The following is a 24,898-nucleotide window of genomic DNA, read 5'->3' on the forward strand; positions in this document are numbered from 1 at the left end:
CTTCAGATGACGGCAACCGGACGCACTTCGGCGGCCAGCAAACGCTTGATTTCCGGGACGCAGGAACCGCATTGCGTGCCGCACCCCAACTTGTTTTTCAAACCCTGTAGATCAAGACCTTCACGAATACCGGCGCAAACCGCGCTGTGGCCGACGTTCTTGCAGTTGCACAGGGTTTTGTCCGCCACAACCTGCGCACCTGCATTGCCCGGCGGCGCACTCATCGGTGCCAGCAGCCAGCGCCGCAGTTGTTCGTCGGCACGACCCTCCAGCCACAGGCCTTGCAACCAGTGTTGGGCAAGGGTTTCACCGGCCAGACGGATCGCGGTGATTCGTCCGTTTTCAATCCGTACCCGTTTGCCGATGGCGCGGCGAGGATCGTCATAAGCCAGCACCGGCCCGTCGATCAGGGCCAGGCACTGGTCGATTTCACGCAGCAATTGCGGCTCCGGCGCCACGGCGCTGGCTGCGCGTATCAGCAGCGCAGGCCGTTCACGTCCGACAAGGCTGAAACTTGCGTAGGAAAACGCCTCACAGAGCGGTCGAAGCGCCTCGAAATGCCGTTGAACATCGCCCTCGATCAGTGCGAACAGTTGCCATGGCAAATCCACCGGTTCTAGCCGCACACCGCTGTGCTTGAGTTCCGGCTGTTTCGACAAAGGATCGAAGGCGGGCAGGGTCAGGCTGTTCACGCCGCCCTTGAGGAAACGATCGCCCCAGTGCATCGGCAGGAACGCCTGGCCCGGACGCACGCTGTCATCGCTGGCGACCGCCACGATCACTGCGCCTCGACGACTTTTCAGATTCACCAGATCCCCCGGCTGCAAGCGGTGACGCCGCAACTCGTCAGGATGCAGACTCAACACTGCTTCGCTGACATGACCGAATAACTGCGCCGCCGTGCCGGTGCGGCTCATACCGTGCCATTGATCACGCAGGCGACCGGTGATCAGGGTCAGGGGAAAACGCGCGTCGCGTTGTTCTTTGGCGGCGCGATAGGGATCGGCAACGAACTGCGCGCGCCCGTTCGGTGTAGGAAAGATTCCGTCGCCATACAGCCGGGCTGTACCTTGGCGGGCACCAGCGGGAAAGGGCCATTGTTGTGGCCCCAGTTCATCAATCAACCCATGGCTGATCCCGGACAAATCCAGATCGCGGCCACGGGTCAGTTGTTTGTATTCGTCAAACAGCTGCGCCGGTTGTTCGAACGCAAACAGCCCCGGCTGCTGCGGGCGCAGACGCTTCTCCAGGCGTTGTGCGAAATCTACGGTGATCGCCCAGTCCGGTCGTGCTTCACCCGGTGCGGCAATGGCCTGGCGGACGTGGGAAATCCGCCGTTCGGAGTTGGTTACCGAGCCTTCCTTCTCGCCCCAACTGGCCGCCGGCAGCAGCAGATCGGCAAACGCTGCGGTTTCGGTGGTGCGAAACGCTTCCTGCAACACCACGAACGGACAGGCTTCCAGCGCGGCGCGGACGGCGTTCTGGTCCGGCATCGATTGTGCGGGGTTGGTGCAGGCAATCCACAACGCCTTGATCTTGCCGTTGCGCACCTGTTCAAACAGTTCGATGGCGCTGAGACCGGTATTTTCCGGCAGTTTATCCACACCCCAATACGCCGCCACTTCAGCGCGGTGCTCTGGATTGGCGACTTCACGGTGACCGGGCAACAGATTGGAAAGGCTGCCGGTTTCGCGCCCGCCCATGGCATTCGGCTGACCGGTCAGGGAGAAAGGTCCTGCACCCGGCCGGCCGATTTGCCCGGTGGCCAGGTGCAGATTGATCAGCGCGCTGTTCTTCGCGCTGCCGGCGGTTGACTGGTTCAGGCCCATGCACCACAGCGACAGAAAACTCGGCGCGGTGCCGATCCATTCGGCGCATTGCTGCAACTGCTCGACGCTGATCCCGCACAGCTGCGAAACCATCGCCGGGGTGTAATCGCGCACCAGGCTTTTCAGCTCGGCGAGGCCTTCGGTGTGGGCCTTGATGAAGTCGCGGTCGATCCAGTCTTCCCACAACAGCAGATGCAAAATCCCATGGAACAAAGCGACATCGGTGCCCGGCAGTATCGCCAGGTGCAGGTCCGCCAGATCGCAGGTGTCGGTGCGCCGTGGATCGATAACGACGACTTTCATCTGCGGGCGGTGAGATTTGGCTTCTTCGAGACGGCGAAAAAGTACCGGATGTGCGTAGGCCATGTTACTGCCGACGATCACCACGCAATCGCTCAACTCCAGGTCTTCGTAGTTGCACGGTGGTGCGTCGGCGCCGAGGCTGCGTTTGTAACCCACCACCGCCGAAGACATGCACAGCCGCGAATTGCTGTCGATGTTATTGGTGCCGACCAGCGCCCGCGCCAGTTTGTTGAAGGCGTAGTAATCCTCGGTCAGCAACTGCCCGGAGATATAGAACGCCACGCTATCCGGGCCGTGTTCGGCGATGGTATCGGCGAACACGTTGGTGGCGTGATCCAGCGCGGTGCTCCAGTCGCAGCGACTGCGCGCCAGGCCTTTGCCCAGGCGCAATTCCGGGTACAACGCCCGGGCCGCCAGGTCGCCGGTCAGGTGCAGGGTCGAGCCTTTGCTGCACAGTTTGCCGAAGTTGGCCGGATGCGCCGGATCGCCACTGACGCCGAGAATGCGCTCGCCGTCATGCTCGATCAGCACGCCGCAGCCGACCCCGCAATAACAGCAGGTCGAGGCGGTCGTCTGGCGGTTCATCAGACGGCGTCCCGCAGGGCCAGTTGCACGCGGCCGTTCTCGACCCGGGCCGGGTGATGGTGCGCGCAACCGACGTCCGGTGCCTGCGCTTCGCCGGATTGCAGGTCGATCTGCCAGTTGTGCAACGGGCAGGCGACACGTTTGCCGTAGATCAGGCCTTGGGACAATGGGCCACCCTTGTGCGGGCAGCGGTCATCGAGTGCGAAAACCTCGTCGTCGCTTGTGCGAAAGATCGCGATGTCACCTTTGGGCCCGGCGATGATCCGCGAACCGAGGGCGTTGATCTCTTCCAGGGCACAGATATCGAGCCAGTTCATGCCGGCACCTCCAGGTTTTTCACGGGGATCACGTCGAATTCTTTTTTCAGTTGCGGCTGGGCGAGGCGCTCTTTCCAAGGGTCCTGTTCGAACGACAGGGAGAATTGCAGGCGCTCGTTCAGGGCCTTGCGGCGTTCGGGATCTTCCAGCACGGCTTTCTTGATGTGCTCCATGCCGACCCGTTGCAGGTAGTGCACGGTGCGTTCGAGGTAGAAGGCTTCTTCGCGGTACAGCTGCAGGAACGCGCCGTTGTATTCGCGCACTTCCTCGGCGGTCTTGAGCTTGACGAAGAACTCGGCGACTTCGGTCTTGATCCCGCCGTTGCCACCGATGTACATCTCCCAGCCGGAATCGACGCCGATGATTCCTACGTCCTTGATCCCCGCTTCCGAGCAGTTGCGTGGGCATCCGGAGACCGCCAGCTTCACTTTGTGCGGCGACCACATGTTGAACAGGTCATGTTCGAGGTCGATGCCCAACTGGGTCGAATTCTGCGTGCCGAAGCGGCAGAACTCGCTGCCGACGCAGGTTTTCACGGTGCGGATCGATTTGCCGTAGGCGTGGCCGGATGGCATGTCGAGGTCTTTCCACACACCGGGCAGGTCCTGTTTCTTGATCCCCAGCAAGTCGATGCGCTGGCCGCCGGTGACCTTGACCATCGGCACCTGATATTTGTCCGCCACGTCGGCGATCCGCCGCAGTTCCGACGGGTTGGTCACGCCGCCCCACATCCGTGGCACCACCGAATAGGTGCCGTCCTTCTGAATGTTGGCGTGGGCCCGTTCGTTGATCAGGCGCGACTGCGGATCGTCCTTGGCCTCGCCGGGCCAAGTGGAAATCAGGTAGTAGTTTAGGGCCGGGCGGCAGGTAGCGCAGCCGTTCGGGGTGCGCCAGTTGAGGTAGCTCATGGTGCCGGCGATGGTCAGCAGATGCTGTTCGCGAATCGCCTGGCGGATCTGGCCATGGTTGAGGTCGCTGCAACCGCAGATGGCTTTTTCGCTTTTCGGTTTGACGTCGGCTGCACCGCCAACGGTGTTGATCAGGATCTGCTCGACCAGTCCGGCGCAGGAGCCGCAGGAGCTGGCGGCCTTGGTGTGTTTCTTCACTTCGTCGACGCTGAACAGGCCGTGTTCCTGAATCGCCTTGACGATGGTGCCCTTGCACACGCCGTTGCAGCCGCAGACTTCGGCGTTGTCGGCCATGCTCATGGCTTTGTCCTGGCCTTGATGTCCTACATCGCCCAAGGCGTTTTCGCCAAACATCAAGTGATCGCGGATCTCGCCGATGGCGTGATTCTCACGAATCTGCCGGAAATACCAACCGCCATCTGCCGTATCGCCGTACAGACAAGCGCCGACCAGCACGTCATCCTTGATCACCAGTTTTTTGTACACCCCGCCGATCGGGTCGGAGAGGGTGATGGTCTCGGTGCCTTCGCCGCCCATGAAGTCGCCGGCGGAAAACAGGTCGATGCCGGTGACTTTCAATTTGGTCGACGTCACCGAGCCCTGATAGCGGGCGAAACCCAGTTGAGCCAGGTGATTGGCACAGACCTTGGCCTGTTCGAACAGCGGCGCGACAAGGCCGTAGGCGATGCCACGGTGGCTCGCGCACTCGCCGATGGCATAGATGCGCGGGTCGTAGGTTTGCAGGGTGTCGTTGACCAGAATCCCGCGATTGCACGGGATACCGGCCTTTTCCGCGAGTTCGGTATTGGGGCGGATGCCGGCGGCCATGACCACCAGATCGGCAGGGATGATGTCGCCGTTCTTGAATTGCACCGAGCCGACGCGACCGTTGCCGGCGTCGTGCAGGGCGTGGGTCTGTTCGCACAGGCGAAAGTGCAGGCCACGGGACTCGAGGGCGGTTTGCAGGAGCTGGCCGCTGGTCTTGTCCAGTTGCCGCTCCAGCAGCCACTCACCGAGGTGCACCACGGTGACGTGCATGCCGCGCAGCATCAGGCCGTTGGCGGCTTCGAGGCCGAGCAGGCCGCCGCCGATCACCACGGCGTGCTTGTGGGTTTTTGCGGTGTCGATCATGGCCTGGGTGTCGGCGATGTCGCGGTAACCGATCACGCCCTGCAAGGTGTTGCCGGGGATCGGCAGGATGAACGGGGTCGAGCCGGTGGCGATCAGCAGGCGATCGTATTCGGCCTCGGTGCCGTCTTCGGCGATCACCCGGCGTTTGACCCGGTCGATCTCCACCACTTTGCGGTTGAGCAGCAGTTTGATGTTGTTTTCCAGGTACCAGTCGAGGTCGTTGAGCACGATCTCTTCAAAGGTCTGTTCGCCAGCCAGTACCGGCGACAACAGGATGCGGTTGTAGTTGGTGTGCGGTTCGGCGCCGAAGACCGTGATGTCGTACAGCTCGTTGCTCAGCTTGAGCAGTTCTTCCAGGGTGCGAACCCCGGCCATGCCGTTGCCGATCATCACCAGTTTGAGTTTTTTCATCAGGTTCTCCGGGAGCATCGGGCTTGCCTCTTGTGGGCAGTCAGGCCTTGCTCGACAAAAATGGCGCAAACAAAAAAGGCGTCCCGCCAGTTACCTAGCGAGGACGCCTTTGTCCTTGTCCCGTTCTCTCGGGAAGCCTGGCCTTCGTCGTTGAAGGTCGGGCTTTATGTCAGTTGAAAACGTTAATGCAGTGGTTGTGCCAAGTCGCGGCGGGCCGCGAATTCACTGGGGTAAAGCTGGAATTGGCCAGATGTTCGTTGTGGTTTTTGCACTGAATGGAAGCGGCACGCCCGTTAATGGAGCGCCGCATCAGCCATGAAACAGCAGAAACAGCAGGACCAGATTGCCCAGCAGTGCCAGTAACGCCAGTGTCCGCCAGACCTTCAGCGGCTCACGTTCCAGCAAGGGGCGAGGGCGCACACTCAGGCTGCGGCGCTCACCTTGCTCCAGAATCAGCAACCATTCCTCGGCGGTTTCATAGCGTTGCAAAGGATCGGTCGCCACACCGCGCTCCAGACACTGCGCCAGCCACTCCGGCAGATCCGGGCGATAGCGACCGGCACTCACCGGCACCCCGAAACGCGGGCGCTGGAAGGCTTCGATCTCGCCGTAGGGAAAATGCCCGGTGAGCAAAAAATACAAAGTCACGCCCACCGCATACAGATCCTGTTGTGCGCTGGGTGCTTCACCCTGAAAGGCTTCCGGCGCGATGTAGCTCGGGGTCCCTGGCAAGGTTGACGGTGCGTCCTGCGACAGACCGGGGCAATACGCCAGACCGAAATCCAGCAGACGCAACTCGCCGTCGTCCCCCAGGTGCAAATTTTCCGGTTTGATGTCGCGGTGCAGGATCTGCCGTCGATGCAACAGGCCGACAGCCCGCAGCAGGCGTTCGGCCAGATCCTGCCACTGAGCCAGTGGCAGCGGGCCGCTTTGCTCGAACAACTGAGCCAGGGTCGTCCCCGAGTATTCACGCATCACGTAGTACAAATGCTGACGCTGGCCGGCGCTATGGACTTCAGGGAAGTGCCGCCCGGCGACGCGTTTGAGAAACCATTCCTCCGCCAGCAAGGCCTGACCGGCCTGGGCATCGTCTGCCAGTTGTGCAGGCAACGTCTTCAACAGCCAGGCCTGGCCCTGACCATCGAGCACGCGATACAGCAATGATTGCTGGCTGCGACCTATAACCTCTTGAACCCGCCAGCCTTCAAAGACCTGACCCGGTTTCAGCGGCGGGGGCAGCGGCCACTGCTGCAAATGAATCAGCGCATCGCCGAGGCTGGCCTCGCCAACAGCATCCACCCGCACCAACATCGCACTGGCATTGTCCTGACTGCCGGCCAGGTGCGCAGCGTTGACCAGAGTTTGTGCGGCACCTTGCAGGTCCGGTTGATCTCGCAGGATTCCGGCGATGGCGGTATCACCAAGCGCCGCCCACACGCCATCGCTGAGCAGCACGAAACATTCGCCGTCACGCAGTTCGCCATCGAGAAAATCCAGCACCAGATGCTGATCCAGCCCCAATGCCCGCTTGAGCACATGCTGCATGCCCGGTTGATCCCAGACGTGATCCTCACTGATCCGTTGCAAGGTCTCGGCGTGCCAGCGATAGACCCGGCAATCTCCGACATGCGCCAGCGTGAAGCGTCTGCCACGCATGACCAGCGCACTGACCGTGGTGAGCAGCGGCTGGCCGCCACCGTTGGCCTGCAACCAGCGATTTTGTGCGAGCAGCAGACGATCGAGGGCCTGGGCCACGCTCCAGGTTTCCGGGGTGGCGTAATAGTCCAGTGCCAGCGCCTGCAAGGTCGAACGCGCGGCCAGCCCGCCATCGGCACACTGGCTGACGCCGTCGGCGATGGCGAACAGAAACCCCTTGCTGGCAGCCAGCGCCGGGGCCGGGGTCACCAGGCGCAAAGCGTCCTGGTTTTCCGCGCGGGGGCCGGTGGCGCTGGCTTCGGCGAAGCTCAGTTGCAGAGCCATTCGGGCCTCAGACCCGGGCAGCGGTCACGGCCGCCGAACCCCAGGTGGTTCTCCAGCGACGTTTGACCCCGTGCAGACCGAACCACGCCAACACGCCAAGGCTGGCGAACAGCCAAAGCGCCAGTTGATAGCTGCCGGTGCTCTGTTTGATCGCGCCCATGCCGGCCGCCAGGGCAAAACCGCCGATGCCGCCGGCCATCCCAATCAGGCCAGTCATCACACCGATCTCGCGACGGAAACGTTGCGGCACCAGTTGGAACACCGCGCCATTACCCGCGCCGAGACCGAGCATGGTGCAGACGAAAAGTGCCAGTGCCGCGTAGGAACTTGGCAGGTTGAAGCCGACCGCTGCGATACAAACTGCGGCCACCGTGTACATCGCCAAAAGCGTGCGAATCCCACCGAAACGATCAGCCAGCGCGCCGCCCAGTGGACGCATCAGGCTGCCGCCGAACACGCAGGCCGCGGTGTAATAACCGGCGGTCACCGGGCTCAGGCCGTATTGATCGTTGAAGTAACCGGGCAGGGCGCTGGCCAGGCCGATGAAGCCGCCGAAGGTCACGCTGTAGAAAAACATGAACCACCAGCTGTCACGGTCGCCCAGGGCCTTGAAGTAGTCGGCCATGGATTTGGCTTTCGGCCGCTCCGGCGCATTTTTCGCCAGCCAGGCGAACAGCACCAGCGTCAGGATCAGCGGAATCAGGGCGAAACCGAATACATTGCTCCAGCCAAACGCCGCCGCGAGTACCGGGGCGATCAGTGCCGCGAACACGGTCCCGGAGTTGCCGGCCCCGGCGATGCCCATCGCCTTGCCCTGATGCTCCGGTGGATACCACTGCGAGGCCAAGGGCAGGGCCACGGCGAACGAGGCGCCGGCCATGCCGAGGAACAGACCGAGCAGCAGGGCCTGTTCGTAACTGTGGATGCCGAGTTTCCAGGCACCGAACAGTGCGCAGATCACGATCACCTGGCCGATCAGCCCTGCGGTCTTCGGCGACAGGCGATCGGCGAGCATGCCCATCGCAAAACGCAGTACCGCGCCGGCCAGAATCGGCGTGGCCACCACGAGACCGCGCTGCTGGGTGGTCAGGTGCAGGTCGGCGGCAATCTGCACCGCCAGCGGGCCGAGCAGGTACCAGACCATGAAGCTCAGGTCGAAATACAGGAAGGCCGCGAACAGGGTCGGGGTGTGGCCGGATTTCCAGAAGCTTTTATTCATCGCGCACCTCAGCTGTAGAGAATCTCGAGAAGGAGTCAGAACCAGCACAGTGGGGCGCCGCCACGGCCGCACCACCGGCCCCGGGCTGTGGGGCCAAAACGCAAAAACGCCGCTACCCGGATCGCCGAAAGGGGCGAAGAAGGTGAGCGACGTCTTTGTCGTAGGTGGGGCAACCGCCGTTGGTTACCTGTAGGGATTGCTTAGCGAGATTTGTGCCACATCGATGTGGCTCGTTCCCATGCTCTGCGTGGGAACGCATTCGGTGACGCTCTGCGTCATGCTCTGAAGCGGACGCGGAGCGTCCATGGCTGCATTCCCACGCGGAGCGTGGGAACGATCAAGGCAGGGCAGGGCTTCAGCCAAGCAACTCGCTCATGGCAATGATCTGTTCCGCCACCTGAATCAGTTTCTGCTGGCGGCTCATGGCCTGGCGGCGCATCAGGGTGTAGGCCTCTTCTTCGTTGCAGTCCTTCATTTTCATCAACAAACCCTTGGCCAGTTCGATGCGCTTGCGCTCGGCCAGTTGCTGGTCGCGGGCCTGTAGCTGGGCGCGCAGGGCCTGGTCGCTTTCGAAGCGGGCCATGGCCACGTCGAGAATCGGCTGCAAGCGTTGTGCGTGAATGCCCTCGACGATGTAGGCACTGACCCCGGACTTGATCGCCTGACGCATTACGCCGGGATCGTGCTCGTCGGTGAACATCACGATCGGCCGCGGCTGGTCGCGGCTGACCAGCACCACTTGCTCCATCACATCGCGGCTCGGTGACTCGGTATCGATCAGGATCACGTCCGGACGCACCGTTTCGACGCGCGCCGGCAGGTCGATGGTCAGGCCCGACTCGTCGATCACCTCGAAACCGGCCTCGGTCAGCGCAGCTTTCAGGCGTCCGACTTTTTTTGCGGTGTCGTTGATCAGCAGAATGCGCAGCATGTTCGCGGTCTCCTGTCAGCGGTGGGCGAGAAGGGGCGCGCTGTCGCTCAGCGCGTGGAGCTTGAAGCTCCGGGCATAGGCGGCCGGGTCGCTGCCGTCCCAGATTTTGCCGTCGATCAACTGGCTGCTGCGCATGTCCTTGCCCCAGGCCGCGACGCCCACAGCAGTCGCCGCGTCGCGATAGATCTCCAGTTGCTGCACCTGACGGGCGACGGCGAGGTAATCCGGGTCATCGCGCAGCAAACCCCAACGGCGAAACTGAGTCATGAACCACATGCCATCCGAGAGATACGGCAGGTTCACCGCGCCATCGCCGTGAAAGCGCAGGGCGTGCGGGTCCTGCCAACTGTTGCCGAGGCCATCGTCGTAGTCGCCGAGAAAGCGTGGTTCGATGCAGGAAACCGGGGCGTCGAGGTATTCCGGGGCGCTCAGCAACTGCGCGGTGCTGCGGCGGTTTTCCGGGCTTTCTTCGATGAAACGGCTGGCTTCGAGGATCGCCATCACCAGCGCGCGGGCGGTGTTGGGGTACTGCTCGACGAAGGCGCGAGTGCAGCCGAGGACTTTTTCCGGGTGATCGGGCCAGATGGTCTGGCTGGTGGCCAGCGTGAAACCGAGATCCTGCTGCACGGCGCTGGCCGCCCACGGCTCGCCAACGCAGAGGCCATCGATGCGTCCGGCCTGCAAGTGCGCGACCATTTGCGGCGGCGGCACCACCACGCTGTCGACATCCTGCAACGGATGGATGCCCTGGCTCGCCAGCCAGTAATACAGCCACATGGCATGGGTGCCGGTCGGGAAGGTCTGGGCGAAGGTCAGTTTTGCGCGGGTTTGGTGCACATGGTGGTGCAGCGCTTCAGGACCGGTCACGCCCAGGCCCTGCAAACCGTGGGACAGGTTGAGGCTCTGGCCGTTTTGATTCAGGCCCATCAGCACCGCCATGTCGGTCGACGCGACACCGCCGATGCCCAGATGCACCGCGTAGATCAGGCCGTAAAGGCTGTGGGCGGCATCGAGTTCGCCGCTGACCAGGTTGTCCCGCAGGTTGGCCCAGGAACTCTGGCGCTTGAGATTCAGGGTCAGGCCGTAAGGCTGAGCAAAGCCCTGAGTGGCCGCGACCACCAGCGAGGCGCAGTCGCTCAGGGCCATGAAACCGAGGTTGATCGCGCTTTTTTCCGGGGCATCGCTGCCGTTGACCCAGGCCAGCGGCCCGGCGGAGGTTTGAGTCATGAAAGCCACCCTCAAAAAAAACGTCGTCCCGGGCTTTGCCCGCGCAAAACCGAGAGACGACGCCATTGTCCTTGCCTGCACGCCACCATTGGCCTGCGGGCTGATGTCGAGGAAGGTGCAAGGCATATGCCATGCGCACGGATTTACCCGTGCGCCTCGCGCGGCGGGGCGATGCCCGGCTATAATCGCCGCCTCTTTTCGCCGCCCGAGTCATAGCCGCCCATGTACACCCTGGCCCGTCAGCTGTTGTTCAAACTTTCCCCGGAAACCTCCCACGATCTGTCGCTGGATCTGATCGGCGCGGGCGGGCGTTTGGGCCTCAACGGCTTGCTGTGCAAGGCGCCGGCGTCGCTGCCGGTGAATGTCATGGGCCTGGAGTTCCCGAACCCTGTGGGTCTGGCGGCCGGTCTGGACAAGAACGGCGCGGCCATCGACGGCTTTGCGCAGCTGGGTTTCGGTTTTGTCGAAATCGGCACTGTGACCCCGCGTCCGCAGCCGGGCAACCCGAAACCACGGATTTTCCGCCTGCCGGAAGCCGAGGCGATCATCAACCGCATGGGTTTCAACAACCTCGGTGTGGATAACCTGCTGGCGCGGGTGGCGGCGGCCAAATACAAAGGCGTGCTGGGGATCAACATCGGCAAGAACTTCGACACCCCGGTCGAGCGCGCGGTGGATGATTACCTGATCTGTCTGGACAAGGTCTACGCCCACGCCAGCTACATCACGGTCAACGTCAGCTCGCCGAACACTCCGGGCCTGCGCAGCCTGCAATTCGGTGATTCGCTCAAGCAGTTGCTGGCGGACCTGGCCACGCGCCGCGCCGAGCTGGCTCTGCGCCACGGCAAGCATGTACCGCTGGCAATCAAGATCGCGCCGGACATGACCGACGAAGAAACCGCGCAGGTTGCGCAAGCGCTGATCGAAACCGGGATGGACGCGGTGATCGCCACCAACACCACCCTCAGCCGCGTGGGCGTCGAAGGCATGGAACACGGTGACGAGGCGGGCGGTCTGTCCGGCGCGCCGGTGCGTGAGAAGAGCACCCACACCGTGAAAGTGCTGGCGTCCGAGCTGGGCGGCAAACTGCCGATCATCGCGGCGGGCGGTATCACCGAAGGCAAGCATGCGGCCGAGAAGATCGCTGCCGGCGCGAGCCTGGTGCAGATCTACTCCGGCTTCATCTATAAGGGCCCGGCGCTGATCCGCGAGTCCGTGGACGCGATCGCCGCCAAGCGCTGATCGACGGAAATAAAAGGCAGGCATAAAAAAGGGCTCCTCGAAGGAGCCCCTGGGCCGTAGCCCGCCGTCCGGGAAGGACGTGCATGGTGATCAGTGTGTTGCGAAATCAGATTGTCGTGTCGGAATAAGTGCCCTGTGTCAGCCGACGGCGTGAAGTTCGTTGAGTCTGTGGATTCCCGCAGTGCCGGTCATACCGTCCCAGTTGTCGCCGCGTCCTTCTCGCCAGCCGTTGATCCAGGCTTGACGTACCGACGGTAGAGTAAATGGGCAAAGCTCACGGGATTTGCCACCAACGCCATATTGATATCCGCGCAAAAATGCTCTTTCCAACGGATCACGCTTAAGTCTTCTCATAGGGTGTTTCCCTCACTTGTTGACTGTTTTTGTCGCGTCGACCTCAATTGAGGTCTGGCAGAAAAACTCTGCCGTTGGCGGCTCGCTGCCGGCGTGGCGAGCCAAGGTGTTGACGCCGTTGCGACGTCAACCTGTGTCCAGTTCTAACCAATGAGTCACATCGATGGAATGACCGTTTTGTCATAAGGACGTAACGAAAAAGATGCTATGGCCATAAGTAACCGCGTATTTATCCAGTGTTTGTTGGCCAAACCCCGGTATGATCGGCCCCGCGCTGGATGATGAGGTTAATCCTTTAGTGAGAATGACCCACGTTTGCGCTGGGGTACTATTCGACGAAGGGTTGCTTTGAGTCATTTTGTTGCTTCAACTTTTTTATCTGTCCCGGCATCTAAGCTCTTTTAACCCGAGCAGCGGGGATGGAACGGCACACCTTCGTGCCACGCGGGCGCTCTTGTAGAAAAGCGCCTGATTGAAAACCGGATCGGCAATGCGTTGCCGGTTCATTAGCCAAAGGCTCTGGAAAAACCATGTCCGACCGTTTCGAACTCTTCCTCACTTGCCCCAAAGGCCTTGAAGGCCTGCTCATCGAGGAAGCCGTCGGGCTTGGCCTTGAAGAGGCCCGCGAACACACCTCCGCCGTGCGTGGCATGGCGACCATGGAAACCGCTTATCGCCTGTGCCTCTGGTCGCGTCTGGCCAACCGGGTGCTGCTGGTGCTCAAGCGTTTCCCGATGAAAAACGCCGAAGACCTGTACCACGGCGTACTCGACGTCGACTGGCAGGATCACATGCTGGCCGACGGCACCTTGGCCGTGGAATTCAGCGGCCACGGTTCGGGCATCGACAACACCCACTTCGGCGCCCTGAAGGTCAAGGACGCCATCGTCGACAAACTGCGTACCCCGCAGGGCGACCGCCCAAGCATCGACAAGCTCAACCCGGACCTGCGCATTCACCTGCGCCTGGATCGCGGCGAAGCGATTCTGTCCCTCGACCTCTCCGGCCACAGCCTGCACCAGCGCGGCTACCGCTTGCAGCAGGGCGCTGCGCCGCTGAAGGAAAACCTGGCGGCCGCGATCCTGATCCGTTCCGGCTGGCCGCGCATTGCCGCCGAAGGTGGCGCGCTGGCCGACCCGATGTGCGGTGTCGGCACGTTCCTGGTCGAAGCCGGCATGATCGCCGCCGACATGGCGCCGAACCTGCGTCGTGAGCAGTGGGGCTTCACCGCCTGGCTCGGTCACGTACCGGCGCTGTGGAAAAAACTGCATGAAGAAGCGGTCGAGCGTGCTGCTGCCGGTCTGGCCAAGCCGCCGCTGTGGATTCGTGGTTATGAAGCCGACCCACGCCTTATTCAACCGGGCCGCAACAACGTCGAACGCGCCGGCCTGAGCGAGTGGATCAAGATCTATCAGGGCGAAGTGGCGACCTTCGAGCCGCGTCCGGACCAGAACCAGAAAGGCCTGGTCATCTGCAACCCGCCGTACGGCGAGCGTCTAGGTGATGAAGCCAGCCTGTTGTACCTCTACCAGAACCTTGGCGAGCGTCTGCGTCAGGCCTGCCTGAACTGGGAAGCGGCGGTGTTTACCGGTGCGCCGGATCTGGGCAAGCGCATGGGCATCCGCAGCCACAAACAGTATTCGTTCTGGAACGGCGCGCTGCCGTGCAAGCTGCTGTTGATCAAAGTCCTGCCGGATCAGTTCGTCACCGGCGAGCGCCGCACCCCGGAACAACGTCAGGCCGAGCGCGAGCAAGCCGCCTACGATCAGACGCCGAACGAGCCGCAAGAGCGCAAGTTCAACAAGAACGGCAACCCGATCAAACCGACGCCGGCCCCGGCGCCAGTGATCGAGCAACCGCGCCTGAGCGAAGGCGGGCAGATGTTTGCCAACCGCCTGCAGAAGAACCTCAAGGCGATGGGCAAGTGGGTCAAGCGCGAAGGCATCGACTGCTACCGCGTCTACGATGCGGACATGCCGGAATACGCCATGGCCATCGACCTGTACCACGACTGGGTGCACGTTCAGGAATACGCCGCGCCGAAGTCGATCGACCCGGAAAAAGCCTCGATCCGCATGTTCGACGCGCTGGCGGCCATTCCGCAGGCGCTGAACATCGACAAGAGCCGCGTGGTGGTCAAGCGCCGCGAGCGTCAGAGCGGCACCAAGCAGTACGAGCGTCAGGCGGCCCAGGGCAAGTTCAATGAAGTGACCGAGGGCGGCGTGAAGTTGCTGGTCAACCTCACCGACTACCTCGACACCGGGTTGTTCCTCGATCACCGGCCGATGCGCATGCGGATCCAGAAAGAAGCCGCCGGCAAGCGCTTCCTCAACCTGTTCTGCTACACCGCGACCGCCAGCGTCCACGCGGCCAAGGGCGGCGCGCGCAGCACCACCAGCGTCGACCTGTCGAAAACCTACCTCGACTGGGCGCGCCGCAACCTGTCGCTCAACGGCTTCTCCGACAAGAACCGTCTGGAGCAGGGCGATGTGATGGCGTGGCTGGAGAATTCCCGCGACGAATACGACCTGATCTTCATCGATCCGCCGACATTCTCCAACTCCAAGCGCATGGAAGGCATCTTCGACGTGCAGCGTGACCAGGTGCAGTTGATCGACCTGGCCATGGCCCGTCTGGCAGCGGGCGGGGTGTTGTATTTCTCCAACAACTTCCGCAAGTTCCAGCTCGAAGACAACCTGGCCGAGCGTTACGCGGTCGAGGAAATCACCGCCAGCACCATCGACCCGGATTTCGCCCGCAACGGCAAGATCCACCGCGCCTGGAAAATCACGGCTCGTTGACACTCTGCAAAATTGGATCCACAGAGCCTTGATTTTTAAAGGCTCTTGGATCCGTTCAGAGCTAGCCAAATTAGTGGCTAATAGCTATAACTCACACACGGCCGATGGGGTTTTTCCCGCAGATGCTGACGTAGTGAGTGGCTTTTATGTCGTTGCACCCCGTGCGCCCGAAGATATTGGGTTTTATCAGCGAAGAAGTCTCGGCCTGGCTGGTCGCGCTGCTGGTATTGCTCGCCGGCGGGATTCTCACGGGGCTGCTCGCCTGGGGCACCCTCAATCAGTTTCACAGCCAGTTGCGCCAACGCTTTCAGCTGCTGGCCAACGAGCGCTACAGCCGCATCGAAGAACGTTTTCAGGATCAGGAGCAACGCCTCGACGGCTTGCGCCGGTTCTTCGCCAACTCTGAATCGGTGTCTCGCGCCGAATTCGACGGCTACACCCAACCTTTATTACTGCGCACCCAGGCCTATTCGTTCGCCCTGCGGGTGAGCGGCGCCGAGCGTGCAGCCTTTGAACAGCGGGCGCGGGATGAAGGCCTGAGCACCTTCAGCGTGCGCGAACTCAATGCCCGCGGCGAACTGCAACTGGCTTCGGCCCGCGATGAATACGTAGTGGTGTTGTACAGCCAGACCCAGAGCCGGCTCGGCTCGCCGCTGGGTTACGACTTGCTGGCCCAGCCGCTGCGCCGCACGACCTTGGAGCGCGCCGACCAGATTGGCGGCCTGGCGGTCTCGCAGCCGATGCATCTGGTGGCGATCGAGCCGGCCTACGCGCGCGGCGTGCTGTTGGTCGGGCCGGTGGTGCGTCCCGGCGAGACAAAGTCATTCGGCTACGTGATGGCCGTCATCAGCATGCGTCAGCTGCTGGCGGACGGTTTGCCGGATGCGTTCCATGATTATCTGTCGGTGCGCATTCTTGATCTGTCTACCAACGATCAGCATGAAGTGCTGTTCGAATCGACCAATGAGCCGGCGCCGAGCGATCTGTCCGCTACCCGGCTGGTGCGCATGGCCGATCACGACTATCAGGTGGATATCCTGCCCAGCGAGGCGTTCATGCAAGCCAACCATTCGTCGGTTGGCAGCGTAGTGGTGCTGGGCGGATTGCTCAGTCTGCTGCTGAGCGCGCTGCTTTATGTGCTGGTCAGTCAGCGCCAGCGTGCGTTGCGCATGGTCGAGTTGCGCACTCAGGAACTGCATGAGCGTGAACAGGAACTGCGCGGCACCCACGGCCAGTTGCGCGGGGTGCTCAACGCGGCGACCCAAGTGGCAATCATCGCCACCGACCTGCGCGGGGTGATCAACACCTTCAACCCCGGCGCCGAACAGATGCTCGGTTATATCAGCAGCGAAGTGGTCGGCCACATGACCCTGGAAAACCTGCACTTTCCCCGGGAACTGGTGGCCCGCGCGGCGGAGCTCAGCGCTCGTTATGGCAAAACCATTCCGACCTGTCAGGCGATGCTGGTGGAGGGTGGCGAAGTCGGCGGGCACGAGGCGCGGGAATGGACGCTGGTGCGCAAAGACGGCAGCCACATCCCAGTGAACATGCTGGCCACGCCGGTGCTGGACGAGCAGGGGCTGTGGGTCGGGCATCTGGCGATCTGCATCGACATCACCGAGCGCAAGCGCGTGCATGAAGCGCTGGCCGCGCGGGACGTGTTGTTGAAGAAACTCAGCGCCCACGTTCCCGGCGGGATCTATCAATTCAAGATGGAGTTCGACGGTCGCTTCAGCGTGATCTACGCCAGCGACGGCATCCGCGAGATCTACGAGCTGGAGCCGGACGTGCTGCTGCTCAACGCCGAAGCCATCTTCACCCGCATCCACCCGCAGGACGTCAGCCGCGTGCGCAAGTCGATCCGTGCCTCGGCAGACAACCTCAGCCCGTGGCGCGAGGAATACCGCGTGCAACTGCCCGAGCGCGGCCTGCGCTGGGTTCGCGGCGAGGCGACCCCGGAGGAACTGCCGGGCGGCGGCGTGCTGTGGCACGGTTATATCTCCGACATCTCCGACCTGAAGCGCGTCGAAGAAGAGTTGCGCGCGCTGTCGGTGACCGACGCACTGACCGGCATTCACAACCGGCGCTATTTCCAGGAGCGCCTGACCACCGAAATGGCCCGGGTCGAACGCGGCGGTGGCGAGCTGTCGGTGATCATGCTCGACATCGACCACTTCAAACGGATCAACGATCAGTACGGTCACGCAGCGGGCGACCGCGTGTTGCAGGCGGTCTGCGAGCGCATCGGCCATCGTCTGCGGCGTACCGACGTGTTCTGCCGGTTGGGCGGCGAAGAGTTCATGGTGCTGTGCCCGGACATCGACGGCGATCACGCGCACATGCTGGCCGAAGAGTTATGGCAAAGCCTGCGCAGTGCGCCAATCGATGTGGTGGGGGTGGTGACGGCCAGTTTCGGGATTGCCAGCTGGCGACCCGGGGAGGGCGCGGACGCTTTGTTGCTGCGGGCGGATTCCGGGGTTTATGCGGCGAAACAGGGCGGACGGGATCGGGTCGAGCGGCAGATGAACTGAGTCCCTCTGCCACCTGATCGTTCCCACGCTCTGCGTGGGAATGCCTCCGGGGACGCTCCGCGTCCAGTGACGCAGAGCGTCACGGGCTGTATTCCCACGCGGAGCGTGGGAACAATCAGGTTTTTTTTTTGGGGGGGGGGGGCGGCAGTTTCGGCTGTGATGATTGTTCCCACGCAGAGCGTGGGAACAATCATTTACGGGGATTACAGGACCGAAGCAGTCTGCGGCGTCCGTGGCTGTTTATAAAGATCCAGCAGCACCTGATCCAGCACCGACGACGCGCCGAACGGGGCCTTGTCGTTGAGGATCGCCACCACCGCCCAGGTGTTGCCGTTGACGTCGCGGCTGAAGCCGGCGATTGCCCGCACGGTGTTCAGGGTGCCGGTCTTGACGTGGGCTTCGCCGCGCATCGCGGTGGTCTTCAGGCGTTTGCGCATGGTGCCGTCGGTGCCGGCAATCGGCAGCGAGCTGATGTACTCGGCGGCGTAAGGGCTGTGCCAGGCCGCTTGCAGCATGTTGGCCATTTCACGGGCGCTGACCCGCTCCGAACGCGACAGACCGGAGCCGTTCTCCATCACCAGGTGCGGCGCTGTGATGCCTTTCTTCGCCAGCCACTGCCGCACCACACGTTGCGCGGCTTTGGCGTCATCGCCGTCGGCGTCGTTGCGGAATTTCTGGCCCAGGCTCAGGAACAGTTGCTGAGCCATGGTGTTGTTACTGTACTTGTTGATGTCGCGGATGATTTCCGCCAGATCCGGCGAGAACGCACGGGCCAGCACTTTGGCGCTGCTCGGCGTCGGGGCCAGACGATCCTTGCCCTGGATGCTGCCGCCCAGTTCCTTCCAGATCGCCCGCACGGCGCCGGCGGTGTAGGTCGCGTGATCGAGCAGCGACAGATAAGTCTGCGAGCTGCAGCCTTCGCCCAGCTGGCCGGCCACGGTCACGGTCACGCTGCCATCGGCCTGCGGCACCGGGTTGTAGCGCACGCCGCCGGTGCATTGTTTGGAGTTGAGCGCTTTGACGGTGTTCTCGATGTTGATGCTGGCAATCGGCGGTTCGACCGAGATCAAAACCCGGCCATTGTCATTGCGGGCCACGAAACGCAAGGCCTTGAGGTTGACCAGCAGCGAATCCGGCTTGACCAGGAACGGCTTGTTCTCGTCGTTGCCGTCATCGTTGAATTCCGGCAGCTGTGGCTGCACGAAGAAGCTGCGATCCAGTACCAGATCACCGGTGACCTGGGTCACGCCATTGGCGCGCAGGTCGCGCATCAGCAGCCAGAGTTTTTCCATGTTCAGCTTCGGATCGCCGCCACCCTTGAGGTAGAGGTTGCCGTTGAGGATCCCGCCGTTCAGGTCGCCGTCGGTGTAGAACTCGGTTTTCCACTGATGGTTGGGGCCGAGCATTTCCAGCGCCGCGTAAGTGGTGACCAACTTCATGGTCGAGGCCGGGTTGACCGAGACGTCGGCGTTGTACACGGTCGGCGTGCCCGGGCCGTCCAGCGGCACCATCACCAGCGACAGGGCAGTGGGCTGCAGCTTGCTGGCCTTGAGGGCTTTTTCGACGTTGGGGGTCAGGGCGGTGTTGATGGTGGCAGCGGAGACGGGCAAGGCCAGCGGCAGAAGAAGACCGGCCAGGAGCAGAGGACGCAACGATTTGATCATATGAAATAAAACCCTACAGCCGAGGGGAAAAAAGACGAGGACATGGATGAAAAGGCCCTCAGTGGTCATGAAAGTGTCGGCATTATGCCCCAAGGTGTAACAGCTTGTGCCTTTCGCAAGGGCGCCAATTCGTTATTTTTTTACAGGCGGTCGCACGCACGTCCCAGAGAGTCGGGCAATCGCCGGCTTAAACTGGTAAAGTGCCGGCCGTTATTACTTAAGAGGATTGTTCCAATGGCGACTAACCGTTCCCAGCGTCTGCGCAAAAAACTGTGCGTCGATGAATTTCAAGAGCTGGGTTTCGAACTGAACCTGGGCTTCAAAGAAGACCTGTCCGAAGAAGCCATTGACGCTTTCCTCGAAGCATTCATCAAAGAAGCCATGGAAGCCAACGGTCTGGGCTATGTCGGCGGCGACGACTTCGGTCTGGTTTGCCTGCAGAAGCGTGGTTCGGTCTCCGAAGAGCAGCGCGCTGCTGTTGAAGCCTGGCTGAAAACCCGCTCCGAGCTGACTTCTACTGAAATCAGCCCGCTGCTGGACGTTTGGTATCCGGAAAAGCCGATCAACGCGGCCAAGTGATACTGAAAAAAACGGCGACCCGAGGGTCGCCGTTTTTTTATGCCTGCTTTTTAACGAGGCTCAGGCCTTGCGCCAGTTCAGGATCAGCAAGGTCAACACCCCCGCGACAATCCCCCAGAACGCCGAACCGATGGAAAACAGCGTCAGCCCCGACGCCGTGACCATGAAGGTGATCAGCGCCGCTTCCCGTTCCTTCACCTCGGTCATGGCGATGCTCAAGCCGTTGATGATCGAGCCGAACAGCGCCAAAGCAGCAATCGACAGCACCAGCTCCTTCGGCAGCGCGGCAAACAGTGCCGCCAGCGTGGCGCCGAACACCCCGGCAATCCCGTAGAAAATCCCGCACCACACCGCAGCGGTGTAGCGTTTGTTGCGATCTTCATGGGCATGTGGCCCGGTGCAGATCGCCGCGCTGATGGCCGCCAGGTTGATGCCGTGGGAACCGAACGGCGCAAGCAGCAAGGAAGCGATGCCGGTGGCGGTGATCAGCGGCGAGGCCGGGACGTTGTAGCCGTCGGCGCGTAGCACGGCGATGCCGGGCATGTTTTGCGAGGTCATCGCTACCACAAACAGCGGAATGCCGATGCTGATGGTCGCGGCCAGGGAAAAGTGCGGCGTGGTCCAGACCGGTGTCGCCACTTCCAGATGAAAACCGCTGAAGTCCAGCAGCCCCATGAACCCCGACAGCGCGGTGCCGATCAGCAGCGCGGCGAGCACGGCATAGCGTGGCGACCGGCGTTTGACGATGAGATAAGTGAAGAACATCCCCAGCACCAGACCGGTGCGGTGTTGCGCGGCGACGAAAATTTCGCTGCCGATCTTGAACAGAATCCCCGCCAGCAGCGCGGCGGCGAGGGAGGCCGGGATCTTTTTCACCAGCCGTTCGAAGCTGCCGGTCAAGCCGCAGATCGTCACCAGCACCGCGCAGGTGATGTAGGCGCCAATCGCTTCACCGTAGGTAACGCCGCCGAGGCTGGTGATCAGCAACGCCGCGCCGGGCGTCGACCAGGCAATCGTGATCGGCGTGCGATAACGCAGGGACAGACCGATCGAACACACCGCCATGCCGATGGAAATCGCCCAGATCCACGACGAAATCTGCCCGCTGGTCAGGCCCGCCGCTTGCCCGGCCTGGAACATCAGCACCAGCGAACTGGTGTAGCCGGTCATCATCGCGATGAACCCGGCGACGATGGCGGAGGGCGATGTGTCCGCCAGCGGGCGCAGTCGGGTGTGGGTAATTTCGTTCATGACAACGGCGTTCCTTGTACTAATGAAGATATTTGCTGCTACGCGAAACCCTTGTGGGAGCGAGCTTGCTCGCGATGGCGGCGGAACAGTCGACATTGGAGTTGAATGTCCAACCGCTATCGCGAGCAAGCTCGCTCCCACAGGGATCGCGGATTCTGCGATCAAGCCTAAACTCAAACGTAACGGAGCGTTGCAATACAGCCAAAGCCACAAACAGCCGTACAGTCGTGTTGCCACCTTCCATTGTGTACAATCGCGCTGTTTTTTACGCGATACTTGCCAGCGACCCACTGTGCCGTATTACAGTCACGGTCAATTCGCCGCAGTTCTTCCCGACTCGAGTGCCCATGAACGAACAGTTGCAACCCCTCAAGAAACAACCGCGAGCAGGCAAAGCCGGCCGCAGCGGAACCCAGGACGATATTGTCTATGCGCATATCTTCGAGGCTATCCTCGAACAGCGCCTGGCGCCCGGCACAAAGTTGAGCGAAGAAGCGCTGGGGGAAATTTTCGGGGTCAGCCGCACCATCATTCGCCGCGCGCTCTCGCGTCTGGCCCATGAAGGCGTGGTGCTGTTGCGGCCGAACCGTGGCGCGGTCGTCGCCAGCCCGAGCGTTGAAGAGGCGCGTCAGGTGTTCCTCGCCCGACGGCTGGTGGAACGCGCAATCACCGAGCTGGCGGTGCAACACGCCACCGCCGAGCAGATCGCCGAACTGCGCCAGATGGTCAACGACGAACGCGACAGCTTCTCCCGTGGCGATCGCGGCGCCGGCATCCGTCTCTCCGGCGAATTCCACCTGAAACTGGCCGAAGCGGCGAAGAACGCGCCGTTGATCAGTTTCCAGCGCAGCCTGGTTTCGCAGACGTCGCTGATCATCGCCCAATATGAAAGCGGCAACCGCTCGCACTGTTCCTACGACGAACACACCCAGTTGATCGACGCCATCGAAGCGCGCAACGGCGAGCTGGCAGTGGATTTGATGATGCATCACATGGATCACATCGACAGCAAGCTCAACCTCGACGAGGAAAGTGCTTCGGACGATCTGCATGCAGTGTTCTCGCACCTGTTGCAGACCAAGAAGCCGGGGCGGCCGGCGGTCAAGCTCTGAGTCAGACCGCGTCGACCCCAATCGCTGGCTTGCCAGCGATAGCAATCTGACAAGCAATAAAAATCCCCCGGACTGCAAAGTACCGGGGGATTTTTTTGTCCGTCTGATCCTGATCGTCTGATCGTTCCCACGCTCTGCGTGGTAACGCCTCTGGGGACGCTCCGCGTCCAGTGACGCGGAGCGTCACGGGCTGCATTCCCACGCAGAGCGTGGGAACGATCAGCGCGGGGGCGATCAGTGTTGATCAGTTAGCGCTGGTGTACCAGCGCGCCTGCCGCATAGGTCTGGGCCACAGTGCGGTCATCGCCCAGGGTCATCAGCACGAACAACGTCTCGGCAATGTTGTTGGCCTGCTTCAAGCGGTAGCTCAGCAGCGGCGTGGCGTTGTAGTCCAGCACCAGGAAGTCGGCGTCGGAGCCCGGTTGCAGGTTGCCGATCCTGTCTTCCAGACGCAGTGCCCGCGCGCCGCCGAGGGTAGCGAGGTATAGCGATTTGAACGGGCTCAGGCGTGCGCCTTGCAGTTGCATCACCTTGTAGGCTTCGTTCAGGGTTTGCAGCAGCGAGAAACTGGTGCCACCGCCGACGTCAGTGCCGAGGCCGACGTTCAGTTTGTGCTTCTCCGCCATTGGCAGATTGAACAGGCCGCTGCCGAGGAAGAAGTTCGAGGTCGGGCAGAACGCGATCGCCGAACCAGTCTCCGCCAGACGCGCACATTCGTCGTCGCACAGGTGCACGCCGTGGGCGAACACCGAGCGCTCGCCGAGCAGCTGATAGTGGTCGTAGACGTCCAGATAGCCCTTGCGCTCCGGAAACAGCTCCTTGACCCACTCGACTTCCTTGAGGTTTTCGCTGATGTGGGTCTGCATGTACAGATCCGGGTATTCACCGAGCAACTGGCCGGCGAGGGTCAACTGTTCCGGGGTGCTGGTCGGGGCGAAACGCGGGGTGACTGCATAGTGCAGACGACCCTTGCCGTGCCAGCGTTCGATCAGCGCCTTGCTGTCGACGTAGCTCGATTCCGGGGTGTCGGTCAGGTAGTCCGGCGCGTTGCGGTCCATCATCACCTTGCCGGCGATCATCCGCAGATCCAGCTTCTCGGCCGCTTCGAAGAACGAGTTCACCGATTGCGGGTGCACGCTGCCGAACACCAGCGCGGTGGTGGTGCCGTTGCGCAGCAGTTCCTTGATGAAAATGTCCGCCACTTCATCGGCGTGGGCCTTGTCGGCGAACTGGCTTTCGCACGGGAAGGTGTAGGTGTTCAGCCAGTCCAGCAGTTGCTCGCCGTAGGCGCCGACCATGCCGGTCTGCGGCAGGTGGATGTGGGTGTCGATGAAGCCCGGGGTGATCAGCGCATCCTTGTGATGCGTGATCTCGATGTCCGCCGGCAGGGTCGGCAGCAGTTCGCTGGCGTGGCCGAGGGCGCTGATCTTGCCGTCATCGACCACCAGCAGGCCGTCCTCGAAATACTCGTAGGAGGCTTCGATGCCGACCTCGGCAGGGTCGGCGATGCTGTGCAGGATGGCGGCGCGGTAGGCTTTGCGAGTCAGAGGCATGAGGGTTCTCTAATCAGTTTGAGGCTTTGAGTGAGGCGGCCTGACTGCGGCGCGAAACCGGCAGCAGCTTGGCAATCGGTTCGGCACTGGCGGTGTGCTGGCCGAAATTGGCGTTATAGGTGGCGATGATTTCGCCGGCGATGGAGATGGCGATTTCCACAGGCAACTTGCCTTTGACTTCGCCGATGCCCATCGGGCAGCGCATGCGTTGCACGACACTGGCGTCGAAACCACGATCACGCAAACGGTGTTCGAACTTGGCCCGTTTGGTCTTCGAGCCGATCAGGCCGAACCAGGTGAAGTCGTTACGCTTGAGGATCGCGGCGGTGAGTTCCAGATCCAGTTGATGGTTGTGGGTCATGACGATGCAGTAGCTGCCGGCGGGCAGGTCGTCGATTTCATCCACAGGTTCCTCGGCGACGATTTTGCGCACGCCGTGGGGAATCTGCTCGGGGAATTCCTTTTCCCGGGAGTCGATCCAGCGCACCCGGCAGGGCAGGCTGGCGAGCAAGGGTACCAGCGCGCGACCGACATGGCCGGCGCCGAACACGGCGATCTGCGCCTGCACCTGGCCCATCGGTTCGAACAACAGCACTGTGGCGCCGCCGCAGCACTGGCCGAGGCTGGCGCCGAGGCTGAAGCGCTCCAGATGGGTTTCCTGCTTGCCGCTGGCGAGCATCTCGCGAGCGATCTGCATGGCTTTGTATTCCAGGTGCCCGCCACCGATGGTGTCGAACGTCTGGCGGGCGCTGACGACCATCTTCGAGCCGGCATTGCGCGGCGTCGAGCCGAGCTCTTCGATGATCGTCACCAGAACGCAGGGCTCGCCCTGGTTCTGCAGGTCGGCGAGGGCGTCGATCCAGTTGTACATATCTCACCTCTCAGATCGTTCCCACGCTCTGCGTGGGAATGCATCACTGGACGCTCCGCGTCCGCTGTTCAGGATGCGACGCAGAGCGTCGCCGGCTGC

At 62.1% G+C, this 24,898-nt stretch carries 17 protein-coding genes; 5 read left to right on the forward strand and 12 right to left on the reverse strand.

Annotated elements, in window-relative coordinates:
• Window positions 1-2 precede the first annotated feature (2 nt).
• The 7 genes from K5E37_RS01945 to K5E37_RS01975 form a co-directional block, all read right to left on the reverse strand.
• Entirely contained in the window at window positions 3-2,717 is a 2,715-nt protein-coding gene (locus K5E37_RS01945; RefSeq protein ID WP_221532974.1) for a nitrate reductase, read from the reverse strand.
• Window positions 2,717-3,034: a nitrite reductase small subunit NirD gene (gene nirD, locus K5E37_RS01950; protein WP_007951992.1), complete on the reverse strand. Its 318-nt coding sequence runs from the start codon at window positions 3,032-3,034 to the stop codon at window positions 2,717-2,719. Before nirD ends, K5E37_RS01945 begins: the two co-directional genes overlap by 1 nt.
• The gene (gene nirB / locus K5E37_RS01955; protein WP_039770178.1) at window positions 3,031-5,484 is read right to left on the reverse strand and encodes a nitrite reductase large subunit NirB; all 2,454 of its coding nucleotides are present in this window, start codon (window positions 5,482-5,484) and stop codon (window positions 3,031-3,033) included. Before nirB ends, nirD begins: the two co-directional genes overlap by 4 nt.
• Window positions 5,485-5,793: 309 nt before the next feature.
• On the reverse strand, window positions 5,794-7,464 hold the full coding sequence (locus tag K5E37_RS01960) for a bifunctional protein-serine/threonine kinase/phosphatase (protein ID WP_221532975.1): 1,671 nt from the start codon (window positions 7,462-7,464) through the stop codon (window positions 5,794-5,796).
• Window positions 7,465-7,471: 7 nt separating this feature from the next.
• Window positions 7,472-8,683 carry a NarK/NasA family nitrate transporter gene (locus K5E37_RS01965; RefSeq protein WP_007952035.1) on the reverse strand — a complete coding sequence of 404 codons (1,212 nt, stop codon included), beginning with the start codon at window positions 8,681-8,683 and terminating at the stop codon, window positions 7,472-7,474.
• 355 nt (window positions 8,684-9,038) lie between these two features.
• Entirely contained in the window at window positions 9,039-9,614 is a 576-nt protein-coding gene (locus K5E37_RS01970) for an ANTAR domain-containing response regulator (RefSeq protein WP_007916390.1), read from the reverse strand.
• 15 nt (window positions 9,615-9,629) lie between these two features.
• Window positions 9,630-10,841, reverse strand: coding sequence for a CmpA/NrtA family ABC transporter substrate-binding protein (locus K5E37_RS01975; RefSeq protein ID WP_221532976.1), 1,212 nt, complete (start codon window positions 10,839-10,841; stop codon window positions 9,630-9,632).
• Window positions 10,842-11,063: 222 nt separating this feature from the next.
• On the opposite strand from K5E37_RS01975, the gene K5E37_RS01980 reads away from it, so the two are divergent.
• Window positions 11,064-12,083, forward strand: a complete 1,020-nt coding sequence (locus K5E37_RS01980) for a quinone-dependent dihydroorotate dehydrogenase (RefSeq protein WP_221532977.1) — start codon at window positions 11,064-11,066, stop codon at window positions 12,081-12,083.
• Window positions 12,084-12,221: 138 nt separating this feature from the next.
• Here the strand turns inward: K5E37_RS01980 and rmf are convergent, their stop codons facing one another.
• The gene (rmf, locus tag K5E37_RS01985) at window positions 12,222-12,437 is read right to left on the reverse strand and encodes a ribosome modulation factor (RefSeq protein WP_003223300.1); all 216 of its coding nucleotides are present in this window, start codon (window positions 12,435-12,437) and stop codon (window positions 12,222-12,224) included.
• 530 nt (window positions 12,438-12,967) lie between these two features.
• Here rmf and rlmKL point away from each other — a divergent pair.
• Both rlmKL and K5E37_RS01995 read left to right on the forward strand, forming a co-directional pair.
• Window positions 12,968-15,238, forward strand: a complete 2,271-nt coding sequence (gene rlmKL / locus K5E37_RS01990; protein WP_207985524.1) for a bifunctional 23S rRNA (guanine(2069)-N(7))-methyltransferase RlmK/23S rRNA (guanine(2445)-N(2))-methyltransferase RlmL — start codon at window positions 12,968-12,970, stop codon at window positions 15,236-15,238.
• 146 nt (window positions 15,239-15,384) lie between these two features.
• Entirely contained in the window at window positions 15,385-17,769 is a 2,385-nt protein-coding gene (locus K5E37_RS01995) for a diguanylate cyclase (RefSeq protein ID WP_221532978.1), read from the forward strand.
• Between the two features lie 203 nt (window positions 17,770-17,972).
• On the opposite strand, the gene dacB is transcribed toward K5E37_RS01995, so the two are convergent.
• On the reverse strand, window positions 17,973-19,433 hold the full coding sequence (dacB, locus tag K5E37_RS02000) for a D-alanyl-D-alanine carboxypeptidase/D-alanyl-D-alanine-endopeptidase (RefSeq protein WP_039770010.1): 1,461 nt from the start codon (window positions 19,431-19,433) through the stop codon (window positions 17,973-17,975).
• 234 nt (window positions 19,434-19,667) lie between these two features.
• On the opposite strand from dacB, the gene K5E37_RS02005 reads away from it, so the two are divergent.
• Window positions 19,668-20,012: a YggL family protein gene (locus tag K5E37_RS02005; protein WP_007952029.1), complete on the forward strand. Its 345-nt coding sequence runs from the start codon at window positions 19,668-19,670 to the stop codon at window positions 20,010-20,012.
• 60 nt (window positions 20,013-20,072) lie between these two features.
• Here the strand turns inward: K5E37_RS02005 and K5E37_RS02010 are convergent, their stop codons facing one another.
• On the reverse strand, window positions 20,073-21,263 hold the full coding sequence (locus K5E37_RS02010; protein WP_221532979.1) for a benzoate/H(+) symporter BenE family transporter: 1,191 nt from the start codon (window positions 21,261-21,263) through the stop codon (window positions 20,073-20,075).
• Between the two features lie 347 nt (window positions 21,264-21,610).
• Here K5E37_RS02010 and K5E37_RS02015 point away from each other — a divergent pair, with 347 nt between their 5' ends.
• Window positions 21,611-22,375 carry a GntR family transcriptional regulator gene (locus K5E37_RS02015; protein ID WP_007952027.1) on the forward strand — a complete coding sequence of 255 codons (765 nt, stop codon included), beginning with the start codon at window positions 21,611-21,613 and terminating at the stop codon, window positions 22,373-22,375.
• Window positions 22,376-22,623: 248 nt separating this feature from the next.
• On the opposite strand, the gene guaD is transcribed toward K5E37_RS02015, so the two are convergent.
• Entirely contained in the window at window positions 22,624-23,928 is a 1,305-nt protein-coding gene (gene guaD, locus K5E37_RS02020) for a guanine deaminase (RefSeq protein ID WP_221532980.1), read from the reverse strand.
• 13 nt (window positions 23,929-23,941) lie between these two features.
• Window positions 23,942-24,799: a xanthine dehydrogenase accessory protein XdhC gene (xdhC, locus tag K5E37_RS02025; protein ID WP_221532981.1), complete on the reverse strand. Its 858-nt coding sequence runs from the start codon at window positions 24,797-24,799 to the stop codon at window positions 23,942-23,944.
• Window positions 24,800-24,898 lie beyond the last annotated feature (99 nt).

This window comes from Pseudomonas sp. RIT778 (assembly GCF_019718735.1).
Taxonomy (GTDB): Bacteria; Pseudomonadota; Gammaproteobacteria; order Pseudomonadales; family Pseudomonadaceae; genus Aquipseudomonas; species Aquipseudomonas aphyarum.